The sequence below is a fragment of the Labrenzia sp. THAF191a genome, from assembly GCF_009363335.1.
Taxonomy (GTDB): domain Bacteria; phylum Pseudomonadota; class Alphaproteobacteria; order Rhizobiales; family Stappiaceae; genus Roseibium; species Roseibium algicola.
Window position 1 is genome coordinate 5,496,763 of record NZ_CP045333.1, and the last position, 14,845, is coordinate 5,511,607.

Sequence of the window (14,845 nt, forward strand, 5' to 3'; positions counted from 1 at the left end):
ACCGAACGATATCCCTGGCAGCTTCCCCGTCCGGTTGGCGTCAGTACCAGCCGGACCGGAAAACAAGCAGCACTGCTGCTTACTTGGCCATGTAGAATTCATCCATGCGGTGAATTCCGAAATGCGCGCCGGGATCCCAGCCGTAGATACCTTCAAGCGGTACGTTTTCGACGTTCTTGATCACAACCGGCTGACGAACGCCGGAAACCAGACCGATATGAATGGTTTCGTCGGCATGGATCTGGAGCATTTCTTCCCAGATCTCGGTGCGCTCTTCCGGCGTTCTGGAGCTCAACCATGCGGTATAGAGTTCCATCAGACGCTCGGCCGGGGCCCAGTCGGGTTTTTCGCCGCCCTCACCCTGGGTTTCGAAATAGTCACCCCACTTGTGCCAGGAAAACGCGTCACCACGCACAGGGGCAAAGTCTTCCGGCGGCATTTCGGACGTCGGAATGCCGTTCTCGAAGCCGGACCACACAGACATCAGCAGGTCACCGGTAATAGCGCGCTCGCGCATGTTGTCACGCTGGCTCGGCTTGGCAAACAGGGCGACGCCGATCTCTTTCCACATTTCCTTGACCAGTTCCAGGGCATCATCCTGGACCTGCTCCTCGCCAGCGGTCTCCACGATGATTTCCAGCGGACGGCCATCGGACATCAGACGAATGCCGTTTCCGTTGCGCTTGGTGAGGCCGATTTCATCCAGAAGTGCATTCGCCTGTTCCGGATCGTATTCCGCCCATTTGGTGGTGAACTCGGCCTTGTAAAGCGGGCTGGACGCCAGAACCGTGTCGTTGCCCGGTGTTCCCAGCCCGAAGAACAGGACCCGGTTGAGCAGGTTGCGGTCAATCCCGAGCGACAGGGCATGACGGAACTTCGTGTTGCGCATCAGTTCGCGCCAGACCGGATCCTTGACCGTCAGGTTCGGCAGGATCGAGATCTCCGCACCCTTGGTGTTGGACCAGAGCGCAGTGACATAGCCATTGTCCTTTTCGCCCTTCTTCAGGACGGTAATGTCGGCGAAGTTGAGGTTGCGTGCCTGCAGGTTGCTTTCGCCAGCCTGGGCCTTGGCCGGGATCAGCTTGCCGTCGGCAACCGTCATGATGATTTCGTCGACATAGGGAAGCTGCTGACCGGTGCTGTCGACCCGGTGATAGTATGGATTGCGTTCCAGAACGAAGCGCAGGTCGCTGTCATCGCGGTTGCGCACCCAAGGCTGCAACGACGGCATGTCGACGTTCTGCGCGTTGTACATGTCGTCTTTTTTGTTATGGAGCGGTGCCCAGTCCCGCGCCTTCACCTTTGCAGCTTCCTTGGCGATCACATCAGGATCGCCGTATTTCTCGTGGAACTGCTTCAGATAGTGGGCTGGCCGATAGATGAACGGCGGACGGGACTTTGCCAGTTCCGGCAGGAACAGCGGGTTCGGCGAGTCCCAGGTAAAGCGGACGGTGGTTTCGTCCAGGACCTCGAACTTGGGGCCTTTGCCGTTGGCCAGCAGGTACGGCGGCAGACCTGACGGGGTCAGGCTTTCGTTGCTGACAATGTCCTCGAAAAAGTAACGGAAGTCCTCGGCACCGAAGGGATGGCCATCAGACCACTTGTGGCCGGCGCGCGTGTGAAGCGTGAAAATGCGGCCATCTTCAACATCGACGTTCGCCAGAATATCGGGAACCAGTTCCAGTTGCTCGTTGTAGCCAACGAGGCGGGCATAGCCCCAAACGTTGATCAGGCGGACATCCTTTGCCCGGCCGATCAGGGTGTCGATCTTGCCTCCCGGCTTGCCGACGGTTCGACCCTTGGCTTCAAGATCAACGATCAGAGGGTCGGAAGGAACCCGTTCCGCCACGGGTGGCAGAGACGGATCAAGGCCCGGTGTTTCCTTCAACTCCAGCGCGGCCAGTGGCCCCGCTATCAGAGCTACGGTCAGGAAAAGACCGGCCCTTACGGAATTCAAAAACTTCATGCTGCAGTCCCCTCAAGCGCCCCGGCATTCTTCAGGCCAGGTGCGCAGACAAAGTGATCCGGTTCCATTTCCACCAGCGACGGCGCCTGGCCGTCGGTCAATCGGAAAGGTTCCGGCCAAGATTGCGGCTCCGATGCTCTGTTGGCATCTAGGGCGGCAAAATCCAGTGGTGCCGACAAGTCCGGCTCGGGCACGGCCGAAAGCAATGCTTTCGTGTACGGGTGCAGCGGATTGCCGACGACAGTTCGTGTTTCGCCCATCTCGACCAGTCGTCCACGGCACATGACCGCGATCCGGTCGGCAACATAGTCGACCACGGCCAGGTTATGGCTAACAAAGAGATAGGTCAGGTTCAGGTCGCGCTTGAGATCCTGCAGAAGGTTCAGGATCTGCGCCTGTACCGAGACGTCGAGCGCCGAAGTCGGTTCGTCGCACAACAGGAATTCCGGGTTCAGCGCGAGAGCTCGTGCGATCCCGATGCGCTGGCGTTGACCGCCGGAGAACGAATGCGGATAGCGGCGCAGGAAACGCGGGTCGAGCCCCACCAGGTTCATCAGATTGCGTGCGCGCTCGGCCCGCTCCTGAGGGGTGCCGATGCCGTGCACCTCAAGGGGTTCCATCAGCGTGTCGTTGATGGTCATGCGCGGGTTGAGCGAGGAGAACGGATCCTGGAAAATAAGCTGTACGCGGCGGCGATAGTCCATCAGTTCCGCGCCCTTGAGCTTGGAGATGTCTTCCAGCCCCTTGCCGCGATTGTAGAGGACGTTGCCGCCTTCGATACCGATTGCCCTCAGGATGGCCTTTGCTGCGGTGGTCTTGCCGGAACCCGATTCCCCAACGAGGCCGAGACACTCGCCGCGGCGGATCGTCAGGTTGATGCTGTCGAGCGCGGTCATGGTCTTGACCTTGCCACCAAGGAAAGACCCCTTGCGCAGGGTGAACCGCTTGGTGACATCGCGCATTTCGACCAGTGGCTCGCCCGGCTTGACATCGCAATGCGGGCGATTGGCCGTCAGTTCCTCAGAGCGGACCTTGATGGGCCGGATCGGCACCAGCCGCTCGTCCCGGTCCATGTGGAAGCTCGGGACCGCGTTGAGCAGAGCCTTCAGATAGTCGTGCTTGGGATTGGAGAAGAGCTGCTGGGCAGTGCCCTTTTCCATGATGCGGCCATGATAGATCACCGCGATTTCGTCGGCCATGTTGGCAACCACGCCAAAGTCGTGGGTAATCATCAGGACGGACATGCGCAGTTCGGCCTGAACTTCGCGAATGAGTTTCAGGATTTCCGCTTGAATTGTGACGTCGAGCGCGGTGGTAGGCTCGTCCGCGATCAACAGCGCGGGGCGGCAGATCATGGCCATTGCGATCATCGCGCGCTGGCGCAGGCCGCCTGACAGTTCGAACGGATAGGTGTCGAGAGCGCGCTCGGGATCGGGGAACTGGACCAGGCTCAGCATGGTCTTGGTCAGTTCACGTGCCTCGGCACTGGAAACATTGCGGTGAAGAAGTGCGGCTTCGCCGATCTGGTCGCCGATGGTATGCAGCGGCGACAGTGACGTCATCGGCTCCTGGAAAATGATCGCAACCCGGTTGCCGCGCAGGTGCCGCATCTGCGGTCCCTTGCGCTCAAGCGCTGCGATATCGACAGGCGGCTCTGCGCCGGTCGGATCCGCCAGGATCACTTTCCCGGATGTAATGGATGCAGCCTGGGGCAGAAGACCCATGATCGTCTGCGATATGACCGTCTTGCCCGACCCGGATTCGCCCACCAGCGCGACAGTCCGGTTCTCGGGTACGACAAATGACACATTGTCGACCGCTCGGACCTGACCTTCCGCCGTATTAAAATCAACCGTCAGTCCCTCAATCGAGAGAACATTCACCGCGCATTTCCTCCCAGGCAAGGATTGTCTGACAGAGGCTTACTAAGCCCTCATTGCATTTGAAAGACAACCAAATTCGCCAGTGGATAGCAATGCAGGATTCATGAAAACAAACTGTGATGTTCGTCACAGTTTGCAAGAGCAGACCCGTTCCACCACTCGATTAACGGGTGCAACCGAACGTTAAACTGCAATTGTCGAACGAACCTGAAATCATTTTTTCTGCGTTCATCTGAACACGAAACAGACTAGCTGGAAGCTTAGCCGGCGATCCAATGGTCCGGAAGGAATCACTCCGCGGCAGACACCGGCCGCTCCACGGGCCTGTGTACCGGCTTTGACTGCGGAAAGGGATCGAGCCAATAGACTTCCATCTGCCCGCTTCGGCCGCGCAGGTGATGCGCGCCGACCGGCCGCTGGTGTCGCTCACCAGGCAGATGCGCAACGGTGTCCGCACTCGCCAGGATGACGACTTCCGGGTTTTCAGGAACTTCCTTGCCAAGCGTCTGCAGGCGTTCGGCCGCGTTCACGGTGTCGCCGACAACGGTATAGTTCCAGCGATCAAGCGCGCCGACATTGCCGACAACCGCCGGGCCGGTGTGAATACCGATCCGAAGCGCCATCGGCGGACGCCCCTGGGTAACCGCGTTCAGATTCGACTGATGCAGCGCGGCTGCAATCCGGCGTGCGGTTCTGACAGCAGCCTCCGCATGGTCCGGGCGGGCATCAGGCGCGCCCCAGAAGGCCAGCATGCCATCTCCCAGGAACTTGTCGACCGTGCCGCCCTCCCCTTCGACAGCCTCGACCAGGATAGCGAAATGGTCATTCAGCAGGCTGGCGGTCTCTTCCGCACTCAGGTGCTCGGACAAGGCCGTGAACCCGACAATATCGGTAAAGAGGATCGTGAGTTCGGCACCACGCGCCTGGGCAGCATTCCCGCCTCCCAATCGCATCAGCTTGATGAAGAGCGAGCGCGGCACATAGGTGTTCATGGCCTTGAGGCCTTCAACCATGGAATTGAAGGCGAGCGCCACCTGATCGATCTCCGCAACGCGGCTGCGCGGCAGGGGCTCTACTTCGTTGAGCGACAGGCTGCCGATGCGCTTGGACTGAACCGCAAGGTACCGCAACGGGCGAGCGACACGCCGCCCCATCCAGAATGCGATCAGCACCGACACCACCAGTGCGCCGAAGCCGACAAACATGGAGCCTGCAAGACGCCGCAGCTCGCGGGAGACCGTCGCGCTGAGGTAATACTGCCCGACAGTCCAGGGCCGGTCGCTGAAACCATCCAGCTGGGCCTTCATGACGATATATTCTTCGTTGTTTGCATCAACGGTTGAAACGTCGATGCCGAGTTCCGCGGCTTTCTTGAATTCGTCCAGCTTTTCTTCATTTACCATGGCGGCCAGAACGGGGTCGCCGATCGTCTGCCAGGAGCCCGGCAACTTGTCCTGAATGTTGCCACCGGTCTGGAGCCAGGGAGCGTCCGAATGCAGGATCACCTGATCGCCGTCCGCGATGATGAAAACGGTATTGTCGCCACCCTCGTCCTGAGCAGAAACGATGTGGGCAAGTTCTTCCATGGACGTCGCAGCTGTCAGCATGCCGGCAACCTTGCCGTCCCGCACCAACGGCACCGAAACATTCGCGAATAGACCGACCTCGTGTTTGACGAGCGGGCCCCAGGTCGGCGGACTGTCGGCGCTCAACTGCGGCATTTCCTGCATGTTCATGCCGGGTGGTGGCGCGTCGGTTTCAATCCGCCACAGTTTGCCGGTCGGTGCCCGATAGATCCCCAGCTTGCTTCTGTCGGTCGAAGTCACCACCAGTGTGGTGATGTCGTGATTGGATTTCAGCGCAATCGAGAGATCCTGCAGCGTCCTTTCCGTATCGTCGAAGCCGAGCGTGCCGTCGTCGAAATAGGGCTTCAGGCCGATGATCGCGTTTTCGACAGACACGAAATGCGTCCGCAGCTGCGTCTCGAGCGCCTGGGTGCTCAGGATCGTCTTGTCGTTCAACAGGGAAAACGTGTTGCGAAAGTTGGCCGAGACAGACAGGCCCAGGACAAGACCGATCGCAATCGCAACAAACGCACCGAACCCCAGCCCGACGATGGTTGTCAGGGGCAGCATTATACGCCGGCCGGTGCGTTTCGATTTTTTCATTGGGCGGTGACCCTTGTTGCGAACAGGCAGCTTACCTGCATGACAGTTTCCGTCAAATTAAGGCAAGCTTTCGACTTTCCACCGCAAAGGACTGCCACCGCGATGTCTTTTGCCTTTAGCCGGTCAATCGACGCAGGGCCAGTTCCTGCAGCAAGATAATGGTTTTTGCGTCCATGATTTCACCCGAGCGGATCATCTCGAGTGCCTGGTCGAGCGGAACGTGCATCACCTCGATATCTTCGCCCTCGGTTTCCTTGCCGCCACCTTCGGCAACCTTGTCCTTCAGATGGTATGTCCCGCGGAAGAATGCCACATATTCGGTTACGGATCCCGGACTGCTGAAGGCATCGAACAGATGTTCCAGGTCCGAAACCTCAAATCCTGTTTCCTCTATCAGCTCCGCCCGCATGCGATCCTCCGGATGCGCACCTTCCAGAAGACCGGCGGGTGCTTCGATCAGCATCGGATCTCGGCCGGCAGCCCAGACAGGCAGCCGGAACTGGCGCGTCAGCAGCACGCAATTGCGCTCCGGATCGTAGAGCAGGCAGGCTGCGCCATGCCCCCTGTCGTAGACTTCACGCACCTGTTCCTGCCAATCGCCGTCCCGGCGCCTGTACTCGATCCGGTGGCGGGTCAGCGTTCCCCAGGAATTGGACAGAACTTCGCTATCGGAGACCTTGAGGTATTCCGGGGTGCTCATGGCAATGCTTTCTTCGTTCAGGATTTCGGGTCAGACGTGATGCCCAGTTCCTTCAGGACTTCTTCCGTGTGCTCGCCAAGTGCCGGTGCGGCCCGGTCCAGCACAAGTGTCCCGTTCCGAAACCTGATGGGCGTGCGGACGGAGGCAACCGAGCCTCCTTCGACACCGGTCGCCGGCAGGTCGACCTTCATATCCCGGTGCAACACCTGCTTGTCGTTGAAGACATCTTCCACGGAATTGATCGGTCCAGCCGGAACACCCTCGCCTTCAAGCGCGGCAAGGAGATCGTCGCGGGCTCTCGTCGACGTTTCAGCCGTCAGGATCGGCACAAGGTCCGAGCGGGCGGCAACCCGAGCTGCGTTGGTGGCGTAGCGGGGATTGTCGGCAAGTTCCGGCTGGCCAAGAACAGCACACAGGCGTCTGAACTGGCCATCATTGCCGACCGCGATGATCAGATGCCCGTCGCTGGCCGGAAAGACCTGGTAGGGAACGATGTTGGGATGCGCATTGCCCAGACGTTTCGGTGCCTTGCCGGAAACAAAGTAATTGAGCGCCTGATTGGCAAGCACACCGACCTGCGCATCCAGCAATGCCATGTCGACCCATTCGCCTTCGCCGGTTTCATCGCGGCGGCGCAAGGCGGCAAGAACGCCGATGACACCGTAAAGCCCGGTAAAGATGTCCGCGAACGCCACCCCGATCTTCTGCGGGTCGCCTTCCGGGTCTCCGGTCAGATCCATGATGCCGCCCATGCCCTGGATCATGAAGTCGTAGCCGGCCCGATGTGCATAGGGCCCGTCCTGGCCGAACCCGGTGATCGAGCAATAGATCAGCTTCGGGTTGACGTTGGAAAGGCTGTCGTAGTCGAGGCCGTATTTGGCGAGCCCACCGACCTTGAAGTTCTCGACCAGAATGTCGGCATCCGCCACCAGGCGGCGGACGAGGTCCTGACCTTCCTGTGTGCGAAAGTCCACCGCAATGGAACGCTTGCCGCGGTTACAGGCATGAAAATAGGCGGCATCCCGGTCCGCGCCCGCCTCGTCCTTGACGAATGGCGGTCCCCAGCCCCGGGTATCATCGCCTTGCGGACTTTCCACCTTGATGACGTCTGCCCCCAGGTCCGCGAGGGTCTGGCCCGTCCAGGGGCCGGCCAGAATACGGGCCAGTTCGACAACCTTGATGCCTTTGAGCGGCGCGGTCATGTGTCTCTTCCTGAATAGTGCCGACGGTCAGGCTTCTGATGTCTTGCGATAGATATGATAGCGGCCCCGGTGAATGCCATCCGGCTTTTTCAGGGTCTCGTAATTCGGCAGGTTGAGTTCGAGCGCGCACAGGATAATTCCGCCAACGGCCATGTGGGCATCGATTGACGGAGCCAGCCAGGACGCTGTCGCCAGATCATTCGTGGGATCAGCCGAACCGATGTCGATATGGGCGAACGACGCCTTCGCCCCGATCCGCGGCCCGCAAAAAACAAGCGTGTCGCGAATGTTGCCGAGGATCATGTGATGCGCGTCCGGCGCGCAGCTCGGGTGGCAGTCCATGGCGAAATCGAATACGAAAATTTCCTTGTTCGGATAAATCTCGCGCAAGTGGTCATAGGTTCTGCCATTGCCCAACCCGAGTTCGAGGATAGGTCCTTCGACTTCGTTGACCTTTTCGACCAGAAATTCGAGCAATGTTTTCTGGGATGTCATTCGACGAATAAAACTGTCCAAACGGCTCATTAAAAAATTCCCTGCAACTTACGACGCACCTGACATAGACAATGCCCCGGCTGCCGTCAAAACCTCCCGTCCGTATTTAGGTGTTATCAAAGGCTGACGGAATACCGGCCCTTGCGGAAGGTCAAACAGGACTTTGCCGTAATCTGCGATCATGCTAACGCCTTAGCTCATCCTCACATTTCCATGAGGGTGCGGTTGCGGCCTTCAATAAGGGCCTTTCGGCCAGGCACAGGCAGGCAATTGCGCCTAACATCAGCAGGAGAATTCGATGCGTTCAGAAACGGCGCCAGCCATACGGCTGGAAGACTATCAACCGCCACTTTATCGCATCGACAAGGTCGCCCTGAACGTTGAACTCGCCCCCGGCGCAACCCGCGTGACCGCGACGCTTGAGGTCAGCAGGCAACCGGGAACAGAGGCTGGCGCCCCGCTTGTGCTGGATGGTGACGAATTGTCACTTGCGGGCATCAAGCTGAATGGCGAAGCGCTTGCCGAGACTGCCTATGCAGCGACAGCCGACCGTCTCGAACTTGCCTCACCGCCCGCCGATCCGTTCGAGCTGACACTCGTGACCGAACTCGATCCGGACGCGAACACGAAGCTGATGGGGCTCTACCGCTCCTCTGCAACCTACTGCACCCAATGCGAGGCCGAGGGCTTTCGCAGGATCACCTATTTTCTGGACCGACCGGATGTCCTTGCCGTCTACACGACACGTCTGGAGGCCTCGAAGAAAGACTGCCCCGTTCTCCTGGCCAACGGCAATCTGACGGAGACAGGAGATATCGAAGGCACCGGCAGGCATTATGCCGTGTGGCACGACCCGCACCCCAAACCGGCCTATCTGTTCGCACTGGTTGCGGGCGATCTCGCCGAAGTTCCGGACAAGTTCACCACCATGTCCGGCAAGGAGGTCGCACTCAACATCTACGTCGAGCACGGCAAGGAGAGCCTGTGTGACTGGGCCATGGATTCCCTGAAGAGGTCCATGCGCTGGGACGAGGAAGTGTTTGGCCGCGAATACGATCTGGATGTGTTCAACATCGTCGCCGTGTCGGACTTCAATATGGGCGCGATGGAAAACAAGGGCCTCAATATCTTCAACGACAAGTACGTTCTGGCCGACCCGGAAACGGCAACCGACCAGGATTACGCCAACATTGAAGCCGTGATCGCGCACGAATACTTTCACAACTGGACCGGAAACCGCATCACCTGCCGGGACTGGTTCCAGCTGTGCCTGAAGGAAGGCCTGACGGTGTTCCGCGACCAGGAGTTTTCGTCCGATATGCGCTCGCGCGCGGTCAAGCGCATTGCCGATGTGCGCTTGCTGAAATCGCATCAGTTTCCGGAGGATGCAGGCCCGCTCGCACACCCCGTGCGTCCGCGAACCTATCATGAAATCAATAACTTCTATACGGCAACCGTCTATGAAAAAGGCGCCGAGGTTGTTCGCATGCTGCAGACGCTTCTGGGCGAACAGAAGTTCCGGGCCGGACTGGACCTCTATTTCGACCGCCATGACGGCGAAGCAACCACAATCGAGGCATTCCTGTCGTGCTTCGAGGAAGCATCGTCCACCGATCTTGAACAGTTTTCGCTCTGGTACGAGCAGGCAGGAACACCAGTCGTGTCGGTGGAAACGGAATATGATCCCGACCGCAAGTCCTTCACCGTATCATTGTCCCAGGAAATTCCGCCCATTGCCGGCCAGAAGTCCAGCAAACCGGCAGTCATCCCGCTTCGTTTCGGATTGATCGGCCCTAATGGCGAGGACATGGAGACAGGCTCCGTGGAGGGTGCCAACGTCGCCGGCGATGTGCTTGTGCTCGACAAGGCTCACCAGGACGTCGTCTTCCACAATGTCGCCGCCGCTCCCGTTCTGTCTCTCCTGCGCGGTTTCTCCGCGCCCGTCCGTCTGAACGAGCCCCTGCATTCCGAGGAACTCCTGTTTCAGGCAGCACAGGATCGAGACCCGTTCAATCGATGGCAGGCGGTGCAGACGCTGGCGATGCAGGACCTTGTGAGGCTTGCCGGCCTGGTCCGTGACGGCTCGGAAGGCACGCCGTCCGAAGACGTCATTGGTGTGTTCGCGTCTGTTCTGGGTGAAAACCAGCTGGATGAAGCCCTGCGTGCGCAGGCACTCACTTTGCCCAGCGAAGCGGATGTCGCACAGGAAATCGGCAAGGACGTCAACCCGGACGCCATTCATACCGCCCGTCAGATGCTGCGGCGCGCAGTTGCCGCCCGCCTCGGATCTTCCCTCGTCCCGTTCATTACCGACCAGTCCGCAAGTGGGACCTTTTCGCCGGATGCGCAGGCAGCCGGAAAACGAGCGCTCGCAAACCGTTGCCTGCATTATTACGCAGTCTCCGGCGCAGCCGATGCGACTGACCTGGTCTGGTCGCGGTTTGCCTCTGCCGACAACATGACTGACCGCCTCGCGGCCCTCACCCTGCTGGTTCACGATCATATGCCGCGTGAAGAGGAAGCGCTTGCAGCTTACCGCGAGCGGCACACGGACAGCTCTCTGGCCATGGACAAGTGGTTCATGACCCAGGCCACCGCACCCGGCAACGAAACGCTGGACCGGGTCAAGGCATTGATGTCGGACCCTTCCTACGATGCCGGCAACCCGAACCGTGTCCGCTCGCTGCTGCAATCCTTTGCCACCGGCAACCCGACACAATTTGCCCGGATGGATGGTGCCGGATTTGAACTGATCGCCGAATCAGTTCTGGAGATCGACAAGCGAAATCCACAAGTGGCATCGAGACTTCTGACGAGCTTCCGCTCGTGGCGCGCACTTGACCCACAAAGAAGTGCCCTTGCTGAATCTGCCCTCTTGAGGATTTCAGCATGCGAAAATCTGTCGAGAGACAGCCGTGACATCGTCGACAGAACCTTGCAGTAGTCTGCAATACTGAGAAAGGTTAACGAAAGAACGGAAAATCCGGATTTGCGTTAACCATTTTATTCTTTGACGGGTCTGGACAAAAACAGACGATTTGATTCAAATGGAAGTGATTCGGGGCACCCCCGACGCGGCGGTTTTTGAGGCACACTTCCTATGGCGAGAGCATTAGCTGGCGACGCATCTGCGCGGCGCGGCGAGAAGGAGTCTGAGTGGGAGACAGACGCAGGCACAAAACGCCTGCCTCTGCGTACCCTCCTCGGCGCTCTGGCCGAAAGCCTGGCCCGCTCCGATAGCCTGATGCGACGCCTCATTCCCGGCCTCGCCATCATCTTCATCGTCATACTCGCCCTGTTCCGCACAGGCGACCTCGTCAGCGATTACACCCGGACCCAGGAAAACGCCCAGGTCACGCTGAGCCTGATGGCAACTGTCGTCGCAAGCGGCCTGATGTCGTCGGAAAATGATCTGCCTGAAACGGGCTACCGGACAACGTTGAAACGCATCCTTGCCGACAGTCTGCCCACAGGGGCGACCAGCAAGGGCCGCATCTATCTCGTTGCCGACCAATCCGGCACCATCGTTGCCTCGGCACCGCTCCAGCCATCGCTTGAGAGCCGGCCGATCAGCGACCTGCTCGGCCCGTCACAGCCACTCATGGTGTTTGGCGCCCGTGCCGGCGTGATGCCGGTTGCCACCAACCTTGGCACAGGCCGGGGCCAAGAACAGGTTCTTGCAACGGTTCATCACCTCGATGGCCGCCTCGGAATGGTGGCGGTGCTGCAGCCGGAAAACGAGATCTTCAGCCAGTGGCGGGATGACCTTTCGGCAAATGTGACGCTTTTCGTCGGAACTTCGCTGGTGCTGCTAGCGGTCATCTACGGCTTCTTCAGCCAGGCAACCCGCGCGGAAGCGGCCGACGACATGTATGCGGCAACCCGTGCCCGCATCGACACCGCCCTCACCCACGGCCGCTGCGGACTGTTCGACTGGGATCTGTCGCGCGGCAGAATGTTCTGGTCGTCTTCCCTGTACGAGCTCCTCGGACGCGAACCCAAGGACGATATTCTCAGCTTTGCCGATGTCGCCGACATCACCCATCCCGATGATATCGACCTTCTGGGCCTCGCCGAGCACCTGCTGGAAAGCGGTGAAACCCTGGTCGACGAGACCTTCCGCATGCGACACGCCGACGGAAGCTGGATCTGGCTTCGCGCCCGTGGTGAAATCCAGTCGGAACCCGGCCGTGCCGAGCCGCATCTGATCGGTATCTGCATCGACATTACCGAGCAGCACGAGCTTGCCGAACAAAGCCGTATGGCAGATCTTCGCCTGCGTGATGCGATCGAGACAATCTCGGAAGCTTTCGTTCTGTGGAATGCCCGAAACGAGCTTGTGATCTGCAATTCCAACTATCAGTCGCTGCACAGCCTGCCGAACGCCGTGATCAAGCCGGGCACGCCCTACAAGGACGTGATGGCAGCTGCCTCCAACGCCGAAGTAGCACCGCAACCGGTCACTCTTCGCCAGCGTGGCGGTGCTCCTGACGGCTCCTACGAAGCGCAGCTGGAAGACGGTCGCTGGCTGCAGATTTCCGAGCGGCGCACCAAGGACGGCGGTTTCGTGTCTGTCGGGACCGACATCACCCCGCTCAAGAAACACGAAGAAAAGCTGATCGACTCCGAAAAGCGGCTGAGGGCAACCGTTTCCGATCTCCAGAAGTCCCGCCAGACCCTTGAGGTTCAGGCCCGGCAGCTGGTGGAAATGGCAGAGAAGTACCAGGAAGAGAAAACCCGCGCGGAAGCCGCCAACAAGGCCAAGTCCGAATTCCTGGCCAATATTTCTCATGAACTGAGAACGCCGCTCAACGCCATCATCGGCTTCTCCGACATCATGACGCAGGAAATGTTCGGCCCCGTCGGCACCGACAGGTATTCCGACTACTGCAAGGATATCTATTCTTCCGGCACTTACTTGCTGAACGTGATCAACGACATCCTCGACATGTCCAAGATCGAAGCCGGTCGCATGAGTATCGAGACCGAAACGGTCAATGCTTCGGAATCGGCCGAAGATGCCAGCCGGATCGTCACGGGAGCTGCAACCGAGAAGAACATCACCGTCACCACCGATGTCGTTGAAAACGTCTCGGTGCACGCGGACAAGCGGGCGCTCAAACAGATCCTGCTGAACCTGCTGGCCAATGCGGTGAAGTTCACGCCGGACAATGGCACCGTTACGCTCAGGGCACGGCCGCGCGGAGACAAGCTGCATTTCGAAGTGATCGACACAGGCATCGGAATTTCGGAGCGCGATATAGAACGCCTCGCTCAACCCTTCGTGCAGGTGGAAAACCAGTTTACCAAGACCCACCAGGGCTCGGGCCTCGGACTAGCCATCGCCCGCTCACTGGTTGAACTTCATGGCGGAGCGCTGGTAATCAAGTCGGAAGTCAAGAAAGGCACCACTGTCAGCTTCACCTTGCCGCTTGCCGACAAGGAAGCCGCCTGAAGAGCTTTACCCTCCAGGCGAACCAGGCTTGTCCGTAGCCCTAAAGCACAGCAGATCAGTCGTTGCCGCTTGTTGTTGCCAGTTCGCTCAGGATGTCGAGCGAGCGCGTCCACAGCAATGCGCCGCCTTCCTCCGGAAAGAACCGGCGGCTTGCATTGGGCAATCTGCTTGCGAGCGAAAGACCGAAGTCCGGTGAATGAACCGGGCTGGCATCCCTGCCGCCGTACCAAACCGAGGTCGGGCAGTTGATCATGCCAAGGTCGATACACCAGGGCCTGAGCGCTGCAAGCGTATCAAGGACGTATCCTTTCGGCCCCTGCCTGAAGCCTTCCCGAAGTGCGTGCCTGTAGGCCGCGGCGAAAGGTTCGACGCCATATACCGACCTGTCTTCCGGCGAGCTCATCGACAGCACCAGGTCGTAGAAGCCATCCGGCTCGGCGAAGCCTTCCAGCATGGCAGAAAACGCTTCGGGATCTTCCTGTGCATGCCGGGTCATATCCCTCACCTGATCGGGCAAACGATCCGCGAATTCCGGACGGTAGAGTTCATCCTGACCGGAGACGATCACAAGGGAGCTTGCAGTTCCCGACGCTGCAGTGGCGAAAGCGAAGGGCGCTCCTTGTGAAAAGGCGACCACTGGGATGCCGACAAGGCCAAGGTTCGCAACAAGTTCGCCAACGTCACGCGCGACACTTGCCAGTGACTTGTCAGGATCGGGCGATGAAGCGCCGAGGCCCGGCCTGTCCGGTGCAATCAGTCGAAGGTTTAGCTTTTCGAGATGTTCCAGGCCAAAGCCAAGTGTGCCGGCCATGCCGGCGCCTGTCAGAAACAGAACCGGGGTGCCTGTCACCGGCCCCCATTCAGACCAGGCAAACACACGGTTGCCAGCCAGCGCAATTCGGTCGCTCCGGTCCGGACGACGGACCGTTTCGTCGAATGTATAAGTCATGAGGTTTCTCAGAGTATGGAAAAGGGT

At 59.4% G+C, this 14,845-nt stretch carries 9 protein-coding genes; 2 read left to right on the top strand and 7 right to left on the bottom strand.

Going from position 1 to position 14,845, the window contains the following annotated elements; genetic code table 11:
• Positions 1-79 precede the first annotated feature (79 nt).
• The 6 genes from FIV05_RS25290 to FIV05_RS25315 all read right to left on the bottom strand — a co-directional run bounded on the left by FIV05_RS25290 (position 80) and on the right by FIV05_RS25315 (position 8,414).
• Positions 80-1,966, bottom strand: coding sequence for an ABC transporter substrate-binding protein (locus FIV05_RS25290; RefSeq protein WP_152511412.1), 1,887 nt, complete (start codon positions 1,964-1,966; stop codon positions 80-82).
• Entirely contained in the window at positions 1,963-3,849 is a 1,887-nt protein-coding gene (locus FIV05_RS25295; protein ID WP_055658730.1) for an ABC transporter ATP-binding protein, read from the bottom strand. Before FIV05_RS25295 ends, FIV05_RS25290 begins: the two co-directional genes overlap by 4 nt.
• A 290-nt stretch (positions 3,850-4,139) precedes the next feature.
• Positions 4,140-5,984, bottom strand: a complete 1,845-nt coding sequence (locus FIV05_RS25300) for an adenylate/guanylate cyclase domain-containing protein (protein WP_152511413.1) — start codon at positions 5,982-5,984, stop codon at positions 4,140-4,142.
• Positions 5,985-6,132: 148 nt separating this feature from the next.
• Positions 6,133-6,717 (bottom strand): NUDIX domain-containing protein, encoded by a 585-nt coding sequence (locus FIV05_RS25305; protein WP_152511414.1) that lies wholly within the window; start codon positions 6,715-6,717, stop codon positions 6,133-6,135.
• A gap of 17 nt (positions 6,718-6,734) precedes the next feature.
• Positions 6,735-7,919, bottom strand: coding sequence for a CaiB/BaiF CoA-transferase family protein (locus FIV05_RS25310; protein WP_152511415.1), 1,185 nt, complete (start codon positions 7,917-7,919; stop codon positions 6,735-6,737).
• Between the two features lie 27 nt (positions 7,920-7,946).
• Positions 7,947-8,414, bottom strand: a complete 468-nt coding sequence (locus tag FIV05_RS25315; RefSeq protein WP_209009783.1) for a class I SAM-dependent methyltransferase — start codon at positions 8,412-8,414, stop codon at positions 7,947-7,949.
• Positions 8,415-8,712: 298 nt separating this feature from the next.
• Here FIV05_RS25315 and pepN point away from each other — a divergent pair, with 298 nt between their 5' ends.
• Together pepN and FIV05_RS25325 are read left to right on the top strand one after the other, a co-directional pair.
• Positions 8,713-11,358, top strand: coding sequence for an aminopeptidase N (pepN, locus tag FIV05_RS25320; RefSeq protein WP_152511417.1), 2,646 nt, complete (start codon positions 8,713-8,715; stop codon positions 11,356-11,358).
• A 156-nt stretch (positions 11,359-11,514) separates the two neighbouring features.
• Complete coding sequence (locus FIV05_RS25325; RefSeq protein ID WP_075282046.1) at positions 11,515-13,869, top strand: PAS domain-containing sensor histidine kinase; 2,355 nt, start codon at positions 11,515-11,517, stop codon at positions 13,867-13,869.
• A gap of 55 nt (positions 13,870-13,924) precedes the next feature.
• Here FIV05_RS25325 and FIV05_RS25330 read toward each other — a convergent pair whose 3' ends face one another.
• Positions 13,925-14,818 (bottom strand): alpha/beta hydrolase, encoded by an 894-nt coding sequence (locus tag FIV05_RS25330; RefSeq protein ID WP_152511418.1) that lies wholly within the window; start codon positions 14,816-14,818, stop codon positions 13,925-13,927.
• Between the last annotated feature and the right edge of the window lie 27 nt (positions 14,819-14,845).